Annotated in this window: 25 protein-coding genes and 1 tRNA gene; 20 read left to right on the top strand and 6 right to left on the bottom strand. The window is 67.5% G+C overall.

Annotated elements, in window-relative coordinates; all coding sequences use genetic code 11:
• Positions 1-12: 12 nt before the first annotated feature.
• The 8 genes from Q2100_RS09730 to Q2100_RS09695 all read left to right on the top strand — a co-directional run bounded on the left by Q2100_RS09730 (position 13) and on the right by Q2100_RS09695 (position 6,612).
• Entirely contained in the window at positions 13-1,110 is a 1,098-nt protein-coding gene (locus tag Q2100_RS09730; RefSeq protein WP_302913879.1) for an MCE family protein, read from the top strand.
• A gap of 2 nt (positions 1,111-1,112) precedes the next feature.
• A complete protein-coding gene (locus tag Q2100_RS09725; RefSeq protein WP_302913875.1) occupies positions 1,113-2,597 on the top strand; it encodes an MCE family protein in 1,485 nt (494 codons plus the stop codon).
• Positions 2,564-3,088 (top strand): Rv1363c family protein, encoded by a 525-nt coding sequence (locus Q2100_RS09720; protein WP_302913874.1) that lies wholly within the window; start codon positions 2,564-2,566, stop codon positions 3,086-3,088. Before Q2100_RS09725 ends, Q2100_RS09720 begins: the two co-directional genes overlap by 34 nt.
• A gap of 30 nt (positions 3,089-3,118) precedes the next feature.
• The gene (locus Q2100_RS09715; protein WP_302913873.1) at positions 3,119-3,724 is read left to right on the top strand and encodes an Rv1363c family protein; all 606 of its coding nucleotides are present in this window, start codon (positions 3,119-3,121) and stop codon (positions 3,722-3,724) included.
• Entirely contained in the window at positions 3,724-4,074 is a 351-nt protein-coding gene (locus tag Q2100_RS09710; RefSeq protein ID WP_302913878.1) for a DUF732 domain-containing protein, read from the top strand. The genes Q2100_RS09715 and Q2100_RS09710 overlap by 1 nt, the downstream gene beginning before the upstream one ends.
• Positions 4,026-4,565: a CAP domain-containing protein gene (locus Q2100_RS09705; protein ID WP_302913872.1), complete on the top strand. Its 540-nt coding sequence runs from the start codon at positions 4,026-4,028 to the stop codon at positions 4,563-4,565. Before Q2100_RS09710 ends, Q2100_RS09705 begins: the two co-directional genes overlap by 49 nt.
• Positions 4,566-4,596: 31 nt before the next feature.
• Entirely contained in the window at positions 4,597-5,961 is a 1,365-nt protein-coding gene (locus Q2100_RS09700) for an MBL fold metallo-hydrolase (RefSeq protein WP_302913877.1), read from the top strand.
• 66 nt (positions 5,962-6,027) lie between these two features.
• On the top strand, positions 6,028-6,612 hold the full coding sequence (locus Q2100_RS09695) for a rhodanese-like domain-containing protein (RefSeq protein WP_302913871.1): 585 nt from the start codon (positions 6,028-6,030) through the stop codon (positions 6,610-6,612).
• 1 nt (position 6,613) lies between these two features.
• On the opposite strand, the gene Q2100_RS09690 is transcribed toward Q2100_RS09695, so the two are convergent.
• On the bottom strand, positions 6,614-8,107 hold the full coding sequence (locus Q2100_RS09690) for a cryptochrome/photolyase family protein (RefSeq protein ID WP_302913870.1): 1,494 nt from the start codon (positions 8,105-8,107) through the stop codon (positions 6,614-6,616).
• A 31-nt stretch (positions 8,108-8,138) separates the two neighbouring features.
• On the opposite strand from Q2100_RS09690, the gene Q2100_RS09685 reads away from it, so the two are divergent.
• Positions 8,139-9,137, top strand: a complete 999-nt coding sequence (locus tag Q2100_RS09685; RefSeq protein ID WP_302913869.1) for a hypothetical protein — start codon at positions 8,139-8,141, stop codon at positions 9,135-9,137.
• Between the two features lie 66 nt (positions 9,138-9,203).
• Positions 9,204-9,280, top strand: a tRNA-Pro gene (locus Q2100_RS09680).
• 96 nt (positions 9,281-9,376) lie between these two features.
• On the opposite strand, the gene Q2100_RS09675 is transcribed toward Q2100_RS09680, so the two are convergent.
• Both Q2100_RS09675 and Q2100_RS09670 read right to left on the bottom strand, forming a co-directional pair.
• The gene (locus Q2100_RS09675; protein ID WP_302913868.1) at positions 9,377-10,564 is read right to left on the bottom strand and encodes a tyrosine-type recombinase/integrase; all 1,188 of its coding nucleotides are present in this window, start codon (positions 10,562-10,564) and stop codon (positions 9,377-9,379) included.
• Positions 10,565-10,568: 4 nt separating this feature from the next.
• The gene (locus Q2100_RS09670) at positions 10,569-11,360 is read right to left on the bottom strand and encodes a hypothetical protein (RefSeq protein WP_302913867.1); all 792 of its coding nucleotides are present in this window, start codon (positions 11,358-11,360) and stop codon (positions 10,569-10,571) included.
• A 119-nt stretch (positions 11,361-11,479) separates the two neighbouring features.
• Between Q2100_RS09670 and Q2100_RS09665 the strand changes: the two genes are divergently transcribed.
• From Q2100_RS09665 to Q2100_RS09635, 8 genes are all read left to right on the top strand, one after another.
• Positions 11,480-11,674 carry a helix-turn-helix domain-containing protein gene (locus tag Q2100_RS09665; RefSeq protein ID WP_302913866.1) on the top strand — a complete coding sequence of 65 codons (195 nt, stop codon included), beginning with the start codon at positions 11,480-11,482 and terminating at the stop codon, positions 11,672-11,674.
• Between the two features lie 62 nt (positions 11,675-11,736).
• Positions 11,737-11,880: a hypothetical protein gene (locus Q2100_RS09660; RefSeq protein WP_302913865.1), complete on the top strand. Its 144-nt coding sequence runs from the start codon at positions 11,737-11,739 to the stop codon at positions 11,878-11,880.
• Positions 11,880-12,659 carry a helix-turn-helix domain-containing protein gene (locus Q2100_RS31840; RefSeq protein WP_407667604.1) on the top strand — a complete coding sequence of 260 codons (780 nt, stop codon included), beginning with the start codon at positions 11,880-11,882 and terminating at the stop codon, positions 12,657-12,659. Before Q2100_RS09660 ends, Q2100_RS31840 begins: the two co-directional genes overlap by 1 nt.
• A gap of 154 nt (positions 12,660-12,813) precedes the next feature.
• Complete coding sequence (locus Q2100_RS09655; protein ID WP_302913864.1) at positions 12,814-12,987, top strand: zinc finger domain-containing protein; 174 nt, start codon at positions 12,814-12,816, stop codon at positions 12,985-12,987.
• Positions 12,988-13,165: 178 nt separating this feature from the next.
• Positions 13,166-13,432: a hypothetical protein gene (locus tag Q2100_RS09650; protein ID WP_302913863.1), complete on the top strand. Its 267-nt coding sequence runs from the start codon at positions 13,166-13,168 to the stop codon at positions 13,430-13,432.
• Positions 13,425-13,703, top strand: coding sequence for a hypothetical protein (locus tag Q2100_RS09645; protein WP_302913862.1), 279 nt, complete (start codon positions 13,425-13,427; stop codon positions 13,701-13,703). The genes Q2100_RS09650 and Q2100_RS09645 overlap by 8 nt, the downstream gene beginning before the upstream one ends.
• Complete coding sequence (locus Q2100_RS09640) at positions 13,700-13,897, top strand: hypothetical protein (RefSeq protein ID WP_302913861.1); 198 nt, start codon at positions 13,700-13,702, stop codon at positions 13,895-13,897. Before Q2100_RS09645 ends, Q2100_RS09640 begins: the two co-directional genes overlap by 4 nt.
• Positions 13,898-14,099: 202 nt before the next feature.
• Positions 14,100-15,791, top strand: a complete 1,692-nt coding sequence (locus tag Q2100_RS09635) for an HK97 family phage prohead protease (RefSeq protein WP_302913860.1) — start codon at positions 14,100-14,102, stop codon at positions 15,789-15,791.
• Between the two features lie 1,558 nt (positions 15,792-17,349).
• Here Q2100_RS09635 and Q2100_RS09630 read toward each other — a convergent pair.
• Together Q2100_RS09630 and Q2100_RS09625 are read right to left on the bottom strand one after the other, a co-directional pair.
• The gene (locus Q2100_RS09630) at positions 17,350-17,688 is read right to left on the bottom strand and encodes a hypothetical protein (RefSeq protein ID WP_302913859.1); all 339 of its coding nucleotides are present in this window, start codon (positions 17,686-17,688) and stop codon (positions 17,350-17,352) included.
• 326 nt (positions 17,689-18,014) lie between these two features.
• Positions 18,015-18,575 carry a TetR/AcrR family transcriptional regulator gene (locus Q2100_RS09625; protein WP_302913858.1) on the bottom strand — a complete coding sequence of 187 codons (561 nt, stop codon included), beginning with the start codon at positions 18,573-18,575 and terminating at the stop codon, positions 18,015-18,017.
• Between the two features lie 105 nt (positions 18,576-18,680).
• Between Q2100_RS09625 and Q2100_RS09620 the strand changes: the two genes are divergently transcribed.
• Together Q2100_RS09620 and Q2100_RS09615 are read left to right on the top strand one after the other, a co-directional pair.
• Positions 18,681-19,607 carry an alpha/beta hydrolase gene (locus Q2100_RS09620; protein ID WP_302913857.1) on the top strand — a complete coding sequence of 309 codons (927 nt, stop codon included), beginning with the start codon at positions 18,681-18,683 and terminating at the stop codon, positions 19,605-19,607.
• A 72-nt stretch (positions 19,608-19,679) separates the two neighbouring features.
• Positions 19,680-20,471 (top strand): SDR family NAD(P)-dependent oxidoreductase, encoded by a 792-nt coding sequence (locus Q2100_RS09615; RefSeq protein ID WP_302913856.1) that lies wholly within the window; start codon positions 19,680-19,682, stop codon positions 20,469-20,471.
• Here Q2100_RS09615 and Q2100_RS09610 read toward each other — a convergent pair.
• A complete protein-coding gene (locus Q2100_RS09610; RefSeq protein WP_302913855.1) occupies positions 20,464-21,063 on the bottom strand; it encodes a DUF2165 domain-containing protein in 600 nt (199 codons plus the stop codon). The genes Q2100_RS09615 and Q2100_RS09610 overlap by 8 nt on opposite strands.
• Between the last annotated feature and the right edge of the window lie 44 nt (positions 21,064-21,107).

Raw genomic sequence — 21,107 nt, 5'->3', positions numbered from 1 at the left:
GCCGCGGCGGCGCTGGCCGCCGTGCTGCTGTCCGCCCTCACCGGATGCCAATGGCGCGGGCTGAATTCGCTCACCCTGCCCGGCACCGAGGGCTCCGACGACGGGTCCTACACGATCCAGGCGCAGCTGCCCGACGTGGTGGTGATCCAGCAGAACACCCGGGTCCGGGTGGCCGACGTCAACATCGGCAACGTCACCAAGATCGAGGTGCAGAACTGGCACGCACTGGTCACCATGCGCATCGACGGCGACGTCGAACTGCCGGCCAACGCGACCGCCAAGGTCGGTCAGACCAGCCTGCTCGGATCCATGCACATCGAGCTCGCCCCGCCCACCGACGCCCCGCCGCAAGGCAGGCTGCACGACGGCTCGGTGATCCCGCTGTCGTCGGCCGCCACCTACCCGACCACCGAACAGACCCTGGCCTCGGTGTCGGTGTTGCTCAACGGCGGCGGGCTCGGTGAGCTGCAGGAGATCAACAAGGCGTTCGCGACGGCGCTCGCGGGCCGCGAGGACGTCATGCGCAGCCTGCTCACCCAGCTCGACGTCTTCATCGGCCAGCTCAACGTGCAGACCGACGACATCATCACGGCCACCGAACGATTGAACGCACTCGCCGGTCAGGTCGCGGAGAACGACCGCACGGTCGACCGCGCGCTGACCACCATCCCGAAGGCACTGTCGGTACTGGCCGAGCAGCGGGCGAATCTGGTCGAGGCCATCGACTCGCTCGGCAAGTTCAGCGCCATCGCCACCTCGACGATCGACCAGACCCGTGAGGCCCTGGTGGCGAACCTGCGCAGCATCGCCCCCGTCTTCCGCGAGCTGGCCGACGCCGGTCCGGCGCTGACCAAGGGCCTGGACTTCCTGTCCACCTATCCGTGGGTCAAGAGCACACTGCCGAACTGGTTCCGCGGCGACTTCGCCAACATCAGCCTCGTCATCGACCTGACGCTGAGCCGGTTGGACAGCAGCCTGTTCACCGGTACCAGGTGGGAAGGCGACCTCACCGAACTCGAACTGCAGTGGGGCCGCACGATCGGCCAGATGCCCAGCCCGTACACCGCGGCCAATCCGCTGATCGCGCCCTACCACTTCGGCGGGTACTGACCATGCTGCGCCTGTCCCGCACGGTGTGGACCCAACTGGCGATCCTCGCCGCGATCACGGTCGTCGCGTGCAGCGTCATGGCGTTCGGCTTCGTCAAGGTTCCCGCGCTGCTGGGCGTTGGCCGGTACGAGGTGACGCTGGACCTGCCCGCGTCGGGCGGGCTGTACCCGACGTCGGTGGTCACCTACCGCGGCACCGAGATCGGCCGAGGCACCGCAATCGACGTCACCCGCGAGGGTGTGCGCGCCGTTTTGAAACTCGACTCGGGCACCCCCGTTCCGGCCCAGGTGAGCGCCGCGGTGCACAGCCGGTCGGCCATCGGCGAACAGTTCGTCGAACTCACCCCCGAACCCGGCACGCCCGGCGAGCCGCAGCGCACGCTGCGCGACGGCGATGTCATCCCGGCCGGCCGGACGCAGATCCCGCCCGACATCGGAAACCTGTTGGACGCCACCAACACGGCGCTGCAGGCGATCCCGAAGGACAATCTGCGCACCGTCGTCGACGAAGCAGCGACCGCGGTGGCCGGGCTCGGCCCCGAACTGTCCCGCATCGTCGACGGCTCGACCTCGCTGGCGATCGAGGCCGGCCGAACCATCGACCCGCTCACCCAGCTGATCGACCAGAGCCCACCGGTGTTCGACTCGCAGGTGCGGACGGCCGACTCCATCGCCACCTGGGCGGCGCGCATGCGGACGATCACCGGACAGCTCGCGGCGCAGGACGGCGCCTTCGCCGATCTGCTCGTCCAGGGCGGACCCGCGCTGGCCGAGGGCAGGGCGCTCTTCGACAGGGTCGCACCCGCGCTGCCCGTCCTGCTGGCCAACATGGTCAGCCTCGGCGAGATCGCGGTGACCTACCGGGCCGACATCGAGCAGCTGCTGGTGCTGTTCCCCCAGGGCACCGCCGTGATGTCGGCGATCGCGCTGGCCAACGCCGGGACCAAGCAGGACTACCGGGGCATCTACCTCGACTTCAATCTCAACCTCAACCTGCCGCCGCCGTGCAACACCGGCTTCCTCCCGGTTCAGCAGCAGCGGTCGGCATCGGACGTCGACGCGCCGGAACGGCCCGCGGGCGAGCTGTACTGCCGGGTGCCGCAGGATTCGAGTCTCAATGTCCGCGGCGTGCGCAACATCCCGTGCGAGAACGATCCCGCCAAACGCGCCCCGACCGTCGAGTTGTGCGAGAGCGACGAGCAGTACGTCCCGCTCAACGACGGATTCAAGTGGAAGGGCGACCCGAACGCGACCGTCACCGGACAGGGCGTACCCCAGTACCCGCCGGGTGTGCCGTGGCCAGGAGTCGACCAACCACCGGCTCCCGCCGCGCCGCCATCACCGGCGCCGCCCGTCGCCTTCGCGCCGTACAACCCGGCGACCGGCACCTATGTCGGCCCGGACGGCCAGGTGCACACCAATTCCGACCTGACGCAGAGTCCAGAAGGGAAGACATGGCAGGACATGCTGACTCCGCCGAGCGGATAGCCGTTCGCCCGTCGAACACGCGCACGGCCGCCGTCGCAGGGCTGGTCGTCCTGGCCGCGCTGGGCGGTCTACTCGGCTGGTTCGGGTACCAGAACCACCAGGAGCGTGAAGCGCAGACCCGGCGCGACACCTTCGTCCAGGTCGCCCGCCAGGCGGCGGTGAACCTCACCACCGTCAACCACACCGACATCGACGCCGCGATGCAGCGCATCCTCGACCAGTCGACCGGTGACTTCCACGACGAGTTCCAGCAGCGCTACCAACCGTTCACGGATGCCGTCAGGCAGATGCAGTCGACGTCGGAGGGCACCGTCACCGAAGCCGGCCTGGAGTCCGGTACCGCCGATCAGGCCGACGTGCTCGTCACCGTGTCGATGACGACGACGAGCGCGACTGCGCCCCAGACGGAGCCGCGTGGCTGGCGGATGCGGATCTCGGTCCGCCAGACAGACGACGGCGCGAAGATCTCGAACGTGGCGTTCGTGCCGTGACCCGCCGACCGATGACGACAGGAGGCCGCGATGACGGTCGACACTGAGACGCTGGAGCACGACGACATTGCCGACGTCGCTGCCGACGACCTCACCGACGAGGCCACCGACGACGAGGCCGGCCCGGTAGCCGGACCACCCCGACGTCGCGCGATCCCGTGGACCCGGTTGCTCGCCTTCGGTGTGCTTCCCGGCCTGGCGCTGACCGCCGCACTGGGCCTGGGTTACGTCAAGTGGCAACATGATTCGACGCGCTCAGAGCGCACCGCCGCCGAGCAGTCCGTGCAAGCCGCCAAGGACAGCACGGTGGCGATCCTGTCCTACCGCCCCGACACCGTGGACACCGAGCTCACGGCGGCAGTCGACCGGCTCACCGGCGACTTCCGAGACGAATACACGCAGCTCATCACCGACGTGGTCGCCCCGGGCGCCAAGCAGCAGCAGATCTCGGCGACGGCGACCATACCGGCGGCCGCGTCGGTCTCGGCGACCGCAGACAAGGCGGTGGTATTGGTGCTGGTCGATCAGACCACCACGGTGGCCGCCGACCCACCCACCACCTCCGCCTCCAGCGTGCGGGTGACGCTCGACAAGGTGGGTGACCGGTGGCTCATCTCGCAGTTCGAGCCGGTGTGATGCGCATGGTCGCCAAGGTGTTCATGGCGACGGCGGTGCTGGGCGTCGGAGTGACGATGGCCGGACCCGCCGGCGCGGACGCCGTGGGCTACCTCGTCAACGTCACGGTGCGGCCCGGCTATCACTTCCCGAACGCGGATGCCGCACTCGCCTACGGACACGGGATCTGCGACGAGGTCGCCGCCCAGCGCCCCTATGCGCAGATCATCGCCGACATCCGCGCCGACTTCCGCACCACCGACGAGTACCAGGCCGCATACCTGGTGAACCAGGCCGCCGGCCAGCTGTGCCCGGCGCAGATATGGCAGCTCCGCAACTCCGCCGCCCACTACCGCCCTCCGCAACCGTGACCCGGCTGTTGCTCCGGAGCGCTGCGGTGCTGGCTTGCTTTGTCGTCCTCGCCGTTTCGGCCGCTCCGGCGATGCCCCTCGCAGGTGCCGACAACGCCCGCCTCAACGACAGTGTCGTGGCCAACGTGTACCGCACCCACTACCTCGCGGGCTGCGGCAACGACGTCACGATCAACCCGCAGCTGCGACTCGCCGCCGAATGGCACACCCGTGACGTCCTGGCACACCGGAACCTCAACGGCGACATCGGATCCGACGGGTCGACCGTGCAATCCCGGGCCAGGGCAGCGGGGTTCCCCGGCGACGTCGCGCAGACCGTGGCGATCAACCCGGCGCTGGCGATCAACGGATTGGAGATCGTGAACCAGTGGTACTCCGACCCAGCCGACCTGGCCATCATGCGAGACTGCCGCTACACCGCCATCGGGGTCTGGTCGGAGAACAGCCTGGACCGCTCCGTCGTGGTCGCGGTCTACGGGCGGCAGACGTGACCCGCAACCGAGGAAGTGTGAGATGACAACTCTGGATGTGTCGATCATCGAAACCTCCGGTCTCGGTGACCGGAGCTACCTGGTGAGCGACGGCGACGTCGCCGTCGTCATCGACCCGCAACGCGACATCGACCGCGTGCTGGCGGCCGCGGCCGACGTCAGGATCACCCACGTGCTCGAGACCCACGTGCACAACGACTACGTCACCGGCGGGCTGGCGCTCGCGAAGGTCACCGGCGCCGAATACGTCCTGCCCGCAGGCGAAGACGTCGAGTTCGAACGGCGCGCGGTCGGCGAGGGGGACAGCGTCGACACCGGCGGAATCCACCTCGACGTGCTGCTCACCCCCGGACACACCCATCACCACGTCAGCTACGTGCTGCGCGACGCGTCCGGCAGCGTGGCGGGCGTCTTCACCGGCGGCTCACTGCTGCTCGGCAGCACCGGCCGGACCGATCTGGTGAGCGAGCAGGACACCGCCGAGCTGACCCGTCAGCAGTACCATTCCGTGCGCCGCCTCGCGGACCAACTGCCCGCAGCCACCCCGATCTACCCCACGCACGGATTCGGCAGTTTCTGCTCGGCCGCCCCGGCCGACACCGACGCGTCCACCATCGGCGAGCAGCGCGACACCAATCCCGCACTCACCCAGGCGGAGGAGGAATTCGTCGACGGTCTACTCGCCGACCTGGACGCATTCCCGGCCTATTACGCGCACATGGGAGTGATCAACAGGGCGGGCCCCGCCGCAGCAGACCTCACGCCGCCCGTCCCGGTCGACCCCGCGGAGCTGCGCCGCCGGATCGACGCCGGAGAATGGGTCGTCGACCTGCGCAGCCGCACCGCGTTCGCGGCCGGGCACCTGGCCGGCACCTTCGGCTTCGAATTGTCGGGTTCGTTCGTCAGTTACCTCGGCTGGCTGTACACCTGGGGCGCGGCCCTGACCCTGATCGGTGAGGACACCGAGCAGATCGCCGAGGCGCAGCGGGAACTCGCGCGCATCGGTGTCGACCGCCTCACCGGTCAGGCGACCGGGGACATCGAGGCGCTCGCCGCCGGTGCGCCGCTGCGCAGTTACCGGGTCGCCGACTTCGCCGAGCTGGCCGAGGTGCTCGGCGACGACGGCGTCACCGTCGTCGACGTCCGGCAGCACGGCGAGTTCGACGAGGGCCATGTGCGCGGCGCCATCAACGTTGCCCTGCACGAACTCACCGAGCGCGCTGCGGAGATTCCAGCCGACCGGGAGGTGTGGATCCACTGTGCCAGCGGATACCGCGCCTCGGTGGCGGCCGCGCTGCTCGACCGTGACGACCGGCGGGTCGTCCTCATCGACGACGAGTACGGCAGCGCCGAGCGGCTGGGCCTCGCCACGTCAACCGATTCAGAATCGCCGTGAACGAAAGTGTCTGATCACACGGCGCCCTCGGGTACGCCTGCGGTAGACCACAAGAGGAGTGACACCATGAACGCACCGGCCCCCGCGACGATCACGTCGTCGGAACTGCGCGACCGCTTCCAGTCCTCCGCGCCGCTGCGGGTCCTCGACGTGCGCACGCCCGCCGAATACGAGACCGCGCACATCACCGGTTCGCACAACGTGCCCCTCGATGTGCTCGACAAGCACGACGCTCAGGTCGCCGAACTGCTCGCCGAGGATCAGGACGTCGTCCTGGTGTGCCAGTCGGGTCAGCGCGCGACGAAGGCCCAGGCGATCCTGCGCGACGCAGGCCTGACCGGGGGACGGGTCCTCGCGAACGGCTTCAGCGAGTGGGAGAGCAAGAGTTTCGACGTCGACCGTGGAACGCAGAAGTGGGCACTCGAACGCCAGGTGCGTCTCGTCGCGGGTTCGGTGGTGCTGTCCGCTGTGGTGGGCAGTGTGGTGGTCCCGCAGCTGAAGTGGGTTGCCGCCGCGATCGGGGGAGGCTTGACCTTCGCCGCGGTGAGCAACACCTGCGCGATGGCGACCGCGTTGTCCAAGTTGCCGTACAACCGCGGGGCGAACACCGACGCCGACGAGCTCCTGGCGCGGCTCCGCGGAACCGCGTGAGCTAGAAGTCTTTCCGCGCCGCTTCCTGCTCGAGCACCGCGGAGAGATCCTTGAGTCGTTCCATCGACGACACCGCCCTGCGGGTGCGGTTGTTGCGGGCCAGCCGGTCGCGGTGGCGGTCGACGAACGCCCAGTAGCCGGCGGTGAACGGGCACGCATCCTCGCCGATCCGCTTCTTGGGGTCGTAGGCGCAGTCGCCGCAGTGGTCGCTCATCTTGTTGATGTAGGCGCCACCCGCGGCGTAGGGCTTGGTGGCCAGCCTGCCGCCGTCGGCGTGCTGGCTCATGCCGACCACGTTGGTGGGCATCACCCACCGGAAGCCGTCGACGTAGGCGGTCGCGAACCACTCGGTGAGTTCGGCGGGATGGTAGCCGCGCTGCAGTGCGTGGTTGCCGAGCACCATGAGCCGCTGGATGTGGTGCGTCCAACCGCGGTCGCGCACGCCCATCAGCGCGTGCCGTAGGCATTCGGCGGTGACGGCGTCGGAGTCGAGGTCGCGCCACCAGTCGGGCAGGGGAGTGCGGGCGGCGAGCACGTTGTTCCGGGTGTAGCCGGGTCCGAAGTGCCAGTACAGATGCCACATGTACTCGCGCCAGCCGAGGATCTGCCGGATGAATCCCTCGACCGCGGCGAGCGGGGCGCCGTCGCGGCGGTAGGCCTGCTCGGCCGCGTGCACCGCGTCCAGGGGGTGCAGCACGCCGAGGTTGAGCGGCACCGACAGCAGCGAGTGCGACATCGCCCAGTCGTCGCCCATCATCGCGTCCTCGTAGCGGCCGAAGGTCTGCAGCCGGTGGTCGATGAACCGTTTCAGGGCCCGCTGCGCCTCGGCGGGGGTGACGGCGAACAGGCGGGGTCCGTCCACGCCGACGGTGTCGAGGTCCATCGCGTCGAGATCGCGGCGCACCTGCTCGTCGATGTCGTCCTCGCGGGGACGGTACGGCGCGGGGACGTCGAGCCGATCCTGTTTCTTCGGCGGTGGTTCGCGGTTCTCCTCGTCGTAGTTCCACCGGTTGCCCACCGGATCGGCGCCCTGCATCAGGACGTCGAACCGGCGGCGCTGGTCGCGGTAGAAGTCCTCCATCCGGAAACGGGTGCGGTTGCCGGTCCAGGTCTCGAAATCAGCGCGGGGCAGCGCGAACATCGGGGTGGGCAGCACGTCGGCGACCAGGCCCTGCTCGTGGAGACGATTGACGAAGCGTTCGGCGGCGAAGGACGTCGGCTGGAACACCAGCACCGGCCGGTCGAAGCGTTCGAGCGCATCGGTGTAGTCGTCGGTCCGCATCAGGGTGGCGCGGTCACCGAGGTCGCGGTCGGCGTGGCGGAGCGCGGAGAGCACAAGGTGCAGCTTCTGGCGGTGGTAGCGGCGCTTGCGCAGCGCGGCGGTCGACTCGATGAGCAGGACTTCGCGGTCGGCGTGCTCGCCGCCGTACATCGCCGGGCCGAGCTGGTCGGCGAACAACCACAACGGGGTGTCGTCGCGCACTTTGGTGCTCACCGGGGTGGCCGCCGGTCCTTACGATGCGCTGATGCGGACATTGACGGCACCGCCGTTCGGGTCGCTCGAGGCGGCAAGGGACTTCTATTTCCTGCTGATGGTGTTCCTGCGCGAGCTGAAGCGGCCCGGCGAGCCGGTCGGGCTGCACCAGTACCTGCTGGCGCAGGCGTTGGAGCACCACCGTCCGAAGTACAGGTCGATCGAGTGCCGGGCATGCGATGCGGAGTACCCGTGCCGCACGGTGCTAAGCGTCGCCCTGCTGGCTCGGTTCCCGGCGCCGTGGACGCCGCACGGCCTGGCGACGACGCTCAACGCGGTCGGCCTGCTCGGCGCGACGATCCGCGGCGACCTCATCTTCTGGGGCGACGGCGATCCCGGATTCACGTTGCGCCGCAACGAGACCGGGGCCTGGGTGGGGGAGCGTCAGGACCGGGGCGACGTCGGGCCGATGGTGGTCGAGGACGACGCGGCGATGTGCGATCTGTTCAGAGGGTATGTGCGTGCATACCCGTTCGGGCTGGGGACAGCCGTGTCCGCCGAGGACATCGACCTGGTCCGGCCGGGGATCGGCCCGGCGCGGGAGTGGTGGTCCGGACACGTCGCGCTGCCGTACCTGGTGAGCCGGCTGCAGGACGGGCTGACGGCCGACGGCCCGGAGTTCGGCGATCTGCCGCCCCAGTTCACCCGGTTGACGGCAGAGGACGCGGCCGCGGCGGGGCAGCGCGCGGCCTGGGTGATCCCACCCGGGCACGCGCTGCACGGCCGGCCGCTGCAGGCCATCGCCCGATGTGCGCGGTGTAACCGGGTGACGCTGTTCAGCAAGGGCACGGAGTTCTGTCTGGTGCACTTCGAGCCGTATGGGGCCAAGGTCGAGCTGCCGTTGCCGGCGTTCGAGGTGCTCGCGGACTATCCGGCGGCCTACGCCGCGATGCACGACCACTACGAGACGTGCGACTGGCGCCCGCGTTACCCGGGCGGCTGGTCGGAGCGGTATCCGAAGCCGCCGCGCTACCGCGGCGAAGACGGATAGCGGTTGGGATGTCCGGGCGGGCCTGCGGTAGGCTCTCGATCGCTGCCGGCGATCCCGGCGGCACCGCGGGCTGTGGCGCAGCTTGGTAGCGCACTTGACTGGGGGTCAAGTGGTCGCAGGTTCAAATCCTGTCAGCCCGACCAAAGTATCAGCAGTTCAGAGGCGGTTTCGGAGAAATCCGAAGCCGCCTTTCTGCATACGTGGGCGGGGTATGTACAGCAACCGGTACAGCAACCCGCTCACAAGCCGAGCGCGCCGCTCAAGCCGTCGATGGCCGACCGGGCGGTGTCGTCGCTGGTGTGTCCGTACACGTCGCCGGTGATCGCGATCGACGAGTGCCCGAGCAGATCGGCCACCGCCTTGATGTGCACGCCCCGCTCAAGCCACGCCACCGCGGCGCTGTGCCGGAGCGTGTGGACGCCGATGCCCTCGACGCCCGCCGCTTTCGCTGCGACCTCCACCACCCGCAGCAGGTTCCGCGGATCCACTGGCCCCCCGAACTCCGTCGTGAACACCAGCCCGGAATCCTGCCACTGGTCGCCGGCCCGCAGGCGGTCTGCCTTCTGTGCAGTGCGGTGCTTGCCCAGCATCGCGACGACCGCAGGGGAGAGCGGCACGGTGCGCCGGGAGCGCGCTGTCTTCGGTTCGCTGATCACCAGTCGGTTCCCGACGCGACCGATGGTCGCCGCGACGCGAAGTGCGCCGTCTTCGAGGTCGACGCAGTCCCAGCGCAGCGCGAGCGCCTCTCCTTTCCGAAGCCCCGTTGCGGCGATGAGCACCAGCGCGGCGTGATACCGGGACGGCTGCGCTGCCCTGAGGACCGCGGAGACGTCGCCAGCGTCTAGGTGCTTCGCTTCTGTGCGCGCCACGCCGGGTCGCCTGACGGCAGCCGCGGGATTGCGCGCGAGAAGCCCGTCCCGGACCGCACCATCCAGACCAGCCCGGAGAACGGTGTACGTCTGCCGAATCGTCGAATCCGACAACGCGCGCGCCGGCTCGTCGCTGCCTTCCGCGGGTGCCCTCGTCTTGGCGCGCATCGCGAGGACGAGCGCCTCGACGTCGGAAGGCCGCAGCTTATCCAGGCGGATGGCGCCGAACGGCGCTGCCTCAAGGTGGCGACGGCTGAGATTCTCGTACAGCGCGCGGGTCGATTCCTTCCGATCGCTCGCGGCGAGCGTCGTGGCCCGCCAGTGCTTCAGCCAGTCGCCGACCGTGCGGGTTGCATCCTTGACCGGCGCCCCCTGCTCGAGCCGGTCGCGGACCTGCTTCAGCTTCTCGCGCACCTCTGCGCGCGTGCGTCCGTAGACGACGTGACGCTTCGTCTTGCCGTCGTCGGCGGTGTAGCTGATGGCGCCCTCGTAGCGGACCACCTTGCCGTCGCGCACTCGCTTGTAGATCGAACCTTCACCGTTCGCGTTCTTCGCCATCAGGTCACGCTTTCTTCTTGCCTTGAGCGGTTTTTGGAAGCAAGCCATGCTTGTCGGATCGGCACAGCTCGATCCACCGAGCAGCAGTCCGGTATTCGACCTGATAGACGAGGCTTACCTTTTCGAGAGGCTTGTCTTCGATGTTGTCCCTGTAGGTGCTCGCGACTCCGGCGAGGAACTCGGGTGTCATCCGCCGGCGCTTCGGAGTTTCGGTGGTCTCGGAGCGACCGGTGCGCCGTGACTTCGCAGCTTTCACTGCCCTCTTCCCATCTGAGGGATCAGCCCAACTCGGTAGCGCACCAGGCTCAGGCTCACGCCTCGCTGCGAGTGCTGCGACAATGCGATCAAGCCAACCGAGCATCCGATCACGGACAAGCCGGAGATGCTCGCCGATGACAGCGGCGTCCTCTGTCGCCTCGACACAAACGCGGCTGAACGACGGCACGCCGCGCCGCACTTCGATCGTCATCGACAGCGCGGGCAGGTTGGCGCTACCGGGCATTGTGACCTCGACCCGAGCAGGCATCATGATCTCGCCGACCTGCACCCACGGCGTGTCATCACGCCAGGCCGCCTCACCCCACACTCCGCGCCCGTCGTTGAGGTCAATCGTGTTCTGCTGACCCGGAACCCCTAAGCGCGGCACGGTACGCGACCGGCCTGTGGCGCGCGCTTCACCCCGTGTAACGAACGATGACGCGGAACCCTCGTCGTACCAACGCCGGTCGCCTACGTGGCGCGTGGTCGTGTCCTTGATGAACTCAACCTCGATCTGTTTTCGCGCCAACTTTGCCACTCCATCGAGATTCGGCCGGAATTGCTTATGACATAGAAAACCTCCCATCAAAGAGGGACGCTGTCAACAGCCGCCACACCCCCGGCGGACGATGGCGAACACTTGATCGGAGCTACAAGGTGGACAGTGACGACCGACTGCTGGTCCCAATCCCTGATGCCTGTAAGGCGCTGGGCGGCGTCGGCCGCACCACGCTGTATGAGCGGGTGAATGCCGGCGACCTGGTCAAGGTGAATATCGGCAGGCGCGGATTCATCACCGCCAAATCCCTTGCCGCATACGTCGACCGGCTTAGTGAGGCAGCGTCGGCATGAGCGCCAAGCCGGCTGATGAGCCGCAGGTCCACACAGCCGGGAATGCGAGTCGAGCAGGCTTCGTGCGTCTCGCCATCGGCACCGGGACGGACGGATACGACGTCACGCCCGAACGTGCCGATGCACTCGCCGACGAGTTCCGCGAGAGCGCACGCTCGGCACGCGACGCCCGTGTCGCATCTGGGGCGTCGCCCGAGGTGGCGTGATGACCGAGTTCCACCCGCGGGACTTTCGCCGCGGTCTTCGGCACGCCGGGCTCTCAGACAGCGAGTTCCGAGTGGCCGTCGAGCTGTGCGAGTACTCGTCTGTCAGCAAACCTCTCGTGTGGCCCTCACAGGTGAACCTCGCCAAGACCTGCGGGGTGGCCGAACGATCGCTGCGGCGCATTCTCCGGCGCCTAGAGGAGAAGGGCGTGGTGTCGTGCGCGGCGCCCAGTAAGGGCGGCCGGGGTCAAACGACCCGCTGGCTGCTCTCCGTGAAAACCCTGACCGACGAGTCCGGGTTTTCGGACCCCAAACCCGGACCCAGGAGTCAGGGTTTGCGGACCGAAACCATGACCCGCGGGGCACAGGAACCCGGACCCGCCAGTCCCGAAACCCTGACCGGTGGGTCCGGGGAAGTAGTTAGAAGTAGGGATGAAGAAGGAGGTGCGCGCGCAAGCGCGGCGCGCCAACCCGCGTCCGATCCCACCGGAGCATCCCGGCGGCGCGACCGCGCCGCCGGATGGGTGGTCGGCCCCCATGGACCACGCTGCCTCAAGCACATCGACCATCCGGACCCTCCGAACTGTCAGGGATGCCGCGCGGGGCGGGAAGCTGTCGAAGCTGATCAACAACTGCAGCAGCAACACCGAGCCGACGAGCAAATGCGGAAGCGCCGCCAGGTGGCGGCATGCCCTGACTGCGACGAAGCTGGCTGGCTGCTCGCCGGCGACCGCACCCCAGTCGAGCCTGCCCAGAAGTGCTCGCATCGGAGGGCGTCGTGACGCCAGATGAAATCCCGCTTTGGTGGTGGTGCGGCGTCTGCGGGTCCGCCTTCCTCGACCCGGGAGAACACCGTCCATGCGAGGTGGCTCTCGATCGCTGGTACCGACGCGAGAACCTCGACAGTTGGGCGCATCAACCGAACCGAGCGGTTCTGTGACCCAGCGCAGACTGCGGATTTTCGACGACGTGTACGCCGACGCCGCGATGGAACGCCAGTGCCCGAACTGCGGCGCGGAACCCAACGATTACTGCCGGCGCCCGGACGGCGAGATCCGATCGGTGCCGTGCATCCTCCGAGTCCGGCTCGCCGAGGGCAGTACTCCGTGACCGGCTCGCGGGGCGTCCTCGTGTGTTTCGGCCGCCACCATGCAGCGTCGTGGACCTACTGGGCTGACCTCGCAGAGGCGCGCCAAGCCGAGGAGCAGCTGACCCCATGCGGCCCATGCTGCCGCGGCATCCACACCTGCGTGAGCATCCAGGTCGACGCCCAATCGAAAGGACGACGATGAACGACCCCCTCGAGATCGAGATCCGGCCCCACCACCAAGGCGCGGCGGCACGCGGAGCGCTCGCCGCGATCGACCTGGACGCCGACCGCGTCAACGCGGCGCTGACCGGAATTCGAGCTGAGGGAATCGACGCCGCCTCTGCGGTGATCGCGGTGCTGTGGCAGTACCTCGGCTCGGCGCTGGTGGCGACCATGGGTTTCGACGCCGCCCGCCGCAGTCTTGAGCGCACGATCGCCGAGTCCCAGGCGGCCGGCGATGCCTAACATCACCGAGCACGATCTGCGCCGCGGTGAGCGGTTCTGCATCGCCCTCTACGAGAACAATCCTCAGATTCAGCAGCTCGTCGCTGTGGAAGTCGGCCGCGAGAACCGATGGCGCGAGCATGCGATGGCATGCGCCCTCATCGCTCGGATCGCGCTGACCAGAGACACCGACGACCTCGGGGAGGGCGAAGGCGCGGTCGCCCTGTGGTTGCACGCCGCCGTCGAGCAACTCATCGGCGACGGCATCCTCGACCCGCGGAACCGACGATGACTGAGCCGGAGCCGGGCACCGACACAGCGGCCGACGACGCCGAGCAGGACGCGGCCGCAGCACCATCGGCCACCGTGCGCGTGCCCGTCCGTGGCGGCTCGGGCCCGTTCGACGCCGTCGAGTACGCGGACGTCGCCCCGGCCGCCGCGGCGCACTGGGACGCGCGAGCGTGGCACGCCGAGCCGCCGCGATGATCGCTACTCGTCGGCACCCGGTGTTACCGTGTTTTCCGGAGCGTCGCCACCGCGGCGGCCAGGTCATCCCAGAGGGAACCCCGCCAGCCGCGCCGCGAATCAATCCACCGGAGCACCGCCAGCGCAGCGCGCAGGCACCGCCCAGCGGGCGCATGTGCACCGGCTGTCGATACTCCAATTCGATTGTCCGAAAGGGCATTTCATGCACCGTAAGACTGTGCCGATCGCCGGCATCAAGACCGCCGGGCTGGACGACGGCGAGTTCGAGGGCTGGGCATCCACCTTCGGGAACGCCGACCACCACAACGACCGGGTGATGCCCGGGGCATTCGCGAAGTCCATCGCCAGCGGGCAGACAGTGCCGCTGCTGTGGATGCACAAGTCGGACGACCCCCGCGCCTTCGTCGGTGACGTCGTCGAGGCGGTCGAGACACCCGAGGGCTTGAAGATCCGCGGGCGCTTCGACCTCGATACGGAATTTGGTGCCGCCGCCTACAAGCAGGTGCGCGCTCGCAGGATCGGTTCTCTCTCGATCGGTTATGCGATCCGGCACGCCACGAAAGGCGCCGATGGCGTCAACGAGCTGACCGACCTGGACCTCGTCGAGGTATCCATCGTCGCCCGAGGCGCCAACGATCGGGCTCTCATCACCGCGGCGAAGTCCGCCGGCCGTCCCACCGCACCCATCCGCTCGGCGCTCGCGAAGGACGCCGCCACTCGCTACCTGAAGGAGCACGACATGACGACCAACGCGCGCATTGAGACCCTCACCAAGGACCGCGAGTCGCAGCTCGAGCTGATCAAGCAGATCCTCGACACCGCCGACGAGCTGCAGCGCGACCTCACCGCCGACGAAACGGAGCGCGTCGACGCCGCCACCAAGGAGGCGAAGTCGCTCGACGAGAGCATCGCGGCCGCGAAGTCCGACGCCGCCTTGGTGGCTCAGGCCAAGTCGCTCGTCGCCGACATCGGCGGCCTGCCCGGCACGCAGGCCGGCTCGGTCGAGTCCAGCGAAGGCAAGCGGCTCAGCTTCAAGGGCATGGGCGCCGCCGTCGCGACGAAGATGCTCGGCGAAAACGGAACCAAGGCCCTTGCGCCCAGCGGCGCGACCGTCGTCGGGCAGGAGTTCGAGGCCGACCCGATCGCGTTGGGTCGCGTCGCCACCGGCCTGCTCGACGTTCTCCCCGTGAAGCAGCACAGCTCGCCGGAGTACGCGTTCATGCGGCAGGGCACGCGGACCAACAACGCCGCGGTCGTGGCCGAAGGCGCGGTCAAGCCGACCAGCCCGCTCGGCGTCACCCGCGTCGAGCAGTCGCTCGCCGTCGTCGCCCACCTCAGCGAAGGCGTCCCGCGGTACTGGCTGATCGACTCAGAGTCGTTGCAGGACTTCGTAAATAATGAATTGCAGTACGGGCTCGGCCTCGCAGTGGAAGCGAAGGTGATCGCCGACATCAACGCCGCCTCCGGAATTCAGACGCAGGCGTTCAGCACCAGCGCGCTGCAGACCATCCGCAAGAGCCTGACCAAGCTCGAGGTCGCCGGCCTCGAGCCCGGCGCCATCGTGCTCAACCCCGTCGACTTCGAGGGCCTCGAGCTTTCGCTCGCGAGCACCAACGCCATCGAGCACATGTCGCTGCCGTACGACGCCGCCACCCGGCGCCTGTTCGGCGTTCCAATCGCGACGACGATCTCCGAGGCCGCCGGCACATCGCACGTCCTCGCCAAGGACGCCGTCGTACTCGACACCGACACCCAAGGCGTCGGCGTCCAGTGGTCCGAGAACTCCAACGCGGAGGATTTCTCGCGCAACCTGATCCGTGCCAGGTCCGAAGGCAGATTCGGAACCTCCGTGCGGTCCCTGCTCGGCGTCGTCGTCGCCGACCTCACCGCTTAGCGCCGGGGACGCGGCGGGCGCCCACGAGGCCGCCGAGCGCCCACACAGCGCCCGCCGCACCCACTCGTAGGGGGTAAGGGGGTCGAAATCGCTGGAGCGCCCCGCAGCGGCCGACCTCCAGCGGTGGGCGTCCTCCCCCTCTGAAATTTCTGGACAGCGTGAAGGGGTGGGGGTGTGCGGGCGGTTGAGCGCCGGGAGCGTGATGAGCGGGTGATGCGGTTGTTCGTGGCTGGGCATTCGTACCGGTCTATTGCTCGGGCGGTGGGGTTGCGGTCGCCGCAGAGTGTGGGGGACATCGTGTGGCGGGAGACTGGCCGCGGTGGGGGCCGGTGCGGCGTGATGACCGAGTTCGGGCGGGCGCTATTTATTGAGAGGTCGGAGGCGCTGCTACTAGCGCATTGGCCGGCGGCGCTGGCGGGTGACCTCGCGGCGACCATGGTGTGTCTGCGGGTACTCGCTGAACAAGCTAGCTTTTACGGCTTCATGGCCACGACATGAAGAGAGCTTCCCTCGAGTACTAATTCGACGAGCTCAGCGGCTGATGCCAGCTACGACCACGTCCCGATTAGGAGTCTGGGGGCGGGTACTGGCGGCGGTTGTTCGTGGCATCGCGGGCGAGAAGATCCCGCATACGTTTACGAGTGTGACTGTCATCGATTCGCTGATCGATGTAAGCGTGTCCCGTAGGCCACCGCGCTTGCCCCTCTGGAGGTGGGCATTTCGAGTCGTCCACCACACGTCCTCTCGCCTTGCGAACTTGCGCGACGGTGACGCCCCACGAGCCGTCCGTTGGCTTGTCTGGATAATCGTGCCGCGCCTCGTCGTACGCGCCTTGGGCTGACTGCTTAGTGCTGCGCACGCCACTTAGCATGCGTCTGTCGTTGCTACCTGTTTGGAACGCCGCGACGTCAACTATTCCCTCGGTGATCTGAGTGGGCTTTACCTGTCGGTAGAACCACTCGCTCGCATCGCTGACGAGTTCTTCGCATTCCAGCAGAGGAGGAAAGGCGGGCGCATCGGGTTCTGTCATCGAGTCGAGCGGGCCAAGAATTGCGCTGCGGCGTTTGGGGAACGGAGTGTTTCGATGTGGTAGACGTCATCGCCGGTGTAAGTCGCTTCAAGTTCCGCGCCGTCAGGAGGAATCTCGACAAGGACAGTTCGTTCTCGCCCGACGGTCTGCAGACGCAGCCCACCGTCCTCACGCGGGAAGATCACGACAGGGGACGGCGGTGCCTGCGTCATGAGGTTCAGGAAAACCGTGACAGCTGTCGACTCCGCTGCAGGCGAGACGAATATGTTCTTCGGGACCTCGCGCCCGGCCTCGTGTTCGCCCCACGGCGATTCGCTAGCCTTAATCTCCGCGATTCGACGCTGAGCCTTTGCAAACAAGTCAACAACGTGCGGTCGCGGCCGGATCCCTGTTTGGCGTATCGGCGCGAAGGGCACCTTCCAGCCAGCTGCGCTCACACCCGCGGCCGGCACCACCATCAGGTCAGGCCGAAAGCCTCCAGGTCCCTCCAAGCCTCGAAGCCTTGGAAGCTCGGTAACGGTCGCGAGATCACTCGGCATCGGACCCCCCCGGGTTCTCAACTCTGAGGCCGATGTGCGCACCCAACTTCATCACCAGATCGGTTACTCGCTCTTTATTCATGTAGACGCTCGCGATCGGTTCGACCGGAATCCTATGGTCAGGGTGAGCGGCGAGCCAGTCGTCTCGATCTTGATCGGAAAGCCAGATTGGGACGCCGACGGCGCCGAACATCAGGTACACCCCAGCGCGGTCCTGGTCCCATTGGAAGGCGCTTAAGTTCGCGACGAGAGACCGAGTGTGCGGTGCGGAAGGCCACGCTGCAGTGATCTCGATGTCCCCAGGTGGCGTGTAGCCGGGTTCGGTCATCGCACCATGATTTCAGACGCGCTCGCCACAGCGCCATGATCGCACCATAAGGCGGTTCGAGATCTGGTGGCGAGTACAGCAACCGGTACAGCAACGCGGTCGAATTCCGGGGTGTCTGCGACTGTTCGCTGATGTTCAGGGAAGCGGCTCTAGCTGCGAAAACCGGTTGTGGGCGGACACCCACGGACCCCTCTCGTCTATCTGGGGGTCAAGTGGTCGCAGGTTCAAATCCTGTCAGCCCGACAAGAGATCGAGCAGACGAGGCGGTTTCCGCGGGAGCGGGAGCCGCCTCGATCGGTGTGAAGAGACGCTCGATGGCGCAGCCCTCACTTCTGCTGCGACTGAGTGGGAGTCCACCGCGAAGCCAGGGCGTCACAGATGGCGCGCTGCTCACCGTCGTCCAGATGGTGCATGAGAAGTCCTTCGACGGTGAAGATGCCGATCATCACTTCGGCGTCCACCGTCTGGGCGGAGACTCCCGCGTTCTCGAGTTCGAAGCGGAACATGCTGCCGGTGATCGCGTGGAAGTTCCGATGCCATTCGGCGACGGCCGGTGAGTGCTCGACACGGGCGTGCACCGTCGTCACGAGGCGACTCATCTCCGTGAGCTTCCCGACCACCCAGAGCAGCCGGGCTGCGATCGGGTCGCCCGCAACCTCCTGATATTGCGGCCACACGTCGGCCATCACGGCAGTCAGGACCGCGATCAAGACGTCGTCCTTATCGCCGAAGTACCAGTAGATCGTGTTCGGAGCCACCCCGGCCTCCTTGGCGAGTCGGCTCATCGATGTGGCGTCGTAGCCGGCGTCGATGAACAGCTGCCGTGCTGCGGCCACGATCTCCGCACGCTTCTCGTCGGCGGCTTGCGGACGCTTGTTGCGCGCCATGGCGTCCCTCCGTCGACAGGGTAGGTCACATGTCTTGAATGGCGTTCAACATACTGCTACCTTGTGTTGAATACCATTCAAGATACTCGATGAGGATTTAATGCCGTGCCTGACCCATTCAGCTACGTTCGACACGACGTCACCTTCGCCTCCGACGGCACACCCTGTGCGGCCTGGCTGTATCGGCCCGACGGCGTGCCCAATCCGCCCATCGTGGTCATGGCGCACGGGTTCGCCGCGTTCCGGGAGCTGCGCCTCGACGCCTACGCCGAACGGTTCGCCCAAGCCGGTTACGCCACGCTGGTGTTCGACTACCGGTCCTGGGGTGCATCGGGCGGGGAGCCCCGCCGAATCTTGGACATCAAGGGCCAGCAAGCGGACTGGTCGGCTGCCATCGCCTACGCCCGCCACCTCGACGGTGTCGACAACACCCGAGTCGTGGGCTGGGGTTCCTCCTTTGGCGGCGGGCACGTCCTGGTACTGGCCAGCCACGACCACGACCTCGCCGCGGCAATCGTGCAGGTGCCGCACGTCACCGGCCCAGCCTCGGCGTTCGCCCAATCCCCGAAGCTGGTCTCGCGGTTGATTCTCGCGGGTCTGCGCGACAGGGTGGGTGACTGGCTGGGACGTCCGCCCTACCGGGTGGCCGCGATTGGACGACCGGGCGATGTTGCGATGATGACCTCCCCGGGCGCGGCGGACCTGGTGGAACGGATGGCCGGGGACCGCCGCGAGGAACTGCTGGCCGAGAACGACGTCGCCGCGCGTATTGCCCTGGGGGTGCCGTTCTACTCTCCGGGCCGTCACGCCAGCAAGATCACCGCACCCACGCTGGTACAGCTGGCCACGAAGGACGACGTCACTCCTTTCGCGAAGGCGCAGAAGATCGCGGCGCGCATCCCGAAGGGTGAGGTGCGGTCGTATGACTGCACGCATTTCGAGCCCTACCTGGACCCGCACTTCGAGCAGATCGTGACCGATCAGATCGCGTTCCTGGACCGCCACGTCGGAGTGCGGCGAACCGCGGCCTGACGGATTTGCGCGCATCGGCGCACATGCCTGTCGCGGACACGAAGACTCAACATCAGGAGAGAGGAAAGTCTCATGACCACTGATCGACGCGCCGCCCTCATCACCGGAGCATCCGCCGGTATCGGAGCCGCCTTCGCCCCCCATCTCGCCGCCCAGGGGTTCGACGTGCTGCTCGTCGCGCGTCGCGCCGAGCGTCTCGAAGAACTCGCAGCCGAGCTGCGTCAGGCGCACGGCGTGCGCGGCGAGGTCTTCGCCGCCGACCTGACCGACCCCGCTGCCCCGGCCGCGATCATCGATCACGCCGAGAAGATCGGCTTGCCCATCGACGTGCTCATCAACAACGCCGGGCTGTCATCGAGCACCAAGTTCTCCGAGACTCCGTGGGAGTCGGTGGCCGCCGAGATCCAGCTGATGGTGACCGCCACGACCGAGCTGGTCCACCGGGTGATCCCGGGAATGAAGCAACGCCGATGGGGGCGCATCGTCAACCTGTCCTCCCTGGCTGCGATGGCCCCGCCCGGGGAGGGTCTGCTGTACACCGGGATCAAGGCCTACGTGCTCGACATGTCCCAGTCCCTCGACATGGAACTCAAGCCGCACGGCATCCACGTGACCGCGCTCTGCCCCGGCTTCACCCACAGCGAGTTCCACGACGTCATGGGCACTCGTGACGCCGCAGACAGATTGCCCGGGTTCTTGTGGCAGCAGCCCGATGCTGTCGTCAGCGAGGGATGGGCCGCCGTCACCAAGGGCAACCCGGTGTGCGTGCCAGGCGCCGTCAACAAGCTCACCGCCGCGGCGATACGCCCCATTCCGCAACGCATTCAGTACGTGATGGGCCGGACCTTCAACCCGTTCAAGTAGGGGAACGCGGGCCGCTGGCGCGAGCGTCATCCGGTGCCGCGGGCAGGTGGACGATGAGCAGCGCAAGCAATGCGATGACGGCGTTGCGGAACGCGGCATCGGACCCGTTCCAATCGGACGAACGCCACATCTGGAACCATTCGCCGCCGACGGCGAGGAAACCCCCGAAGAACAGCACGACGATCATCGTCAGCCCGATGGTCGCCAGGGCACGTGCCCGCCTCCTGTTTCGCGCCGAACGCGCGAACCACCAGACGGTCGCCGCTGCCAGTGCCACACCGGCGAGGAGTTCCCACGCGATCACGCCGATGTACGCGGCATTCTGGAGCGGCCGGGACTCGATTGCGTGCCACATCACCGACGGGTCGAGATTCTGCCCCGCCGGCGCACCGAAGTTCGCCGTGTCCATCGACAGAACGTGTTGAACGAACGCCTGATTCGTCGCGAAATCGGTGATGTTCCCGAACGCGACCAACAGGATGAAGAGCGCGTTCAGTCCGACGAGCACTCCACCGACAGCGAACAAGCTACCGAAGGCCAGCCAACGCGGCTGCGATCGATCAGCACCATCGAGGCTCTTCGAGGAGTTCATGCCCGACTTCTCCGATCAGAGTGCCTATCGAGTTGCGTGGCTGG

Origin of the sequence: Mycolicibacterium arseniciresistens, assembly GCF_030519285.1 — a bacterium.
Classification (GTDB): domain Bacteria; phylum Actinomycetota; class Actinomycetes; order Mycobacteriales; family Mycobacteriaceae; genus Mycobacterium; species Mycobacterium arseniciresistens.
Note: the sequence above shows the minus strand (reverse complement) of the source record. Positions and strands in the feature narration are given on the sequence as shown.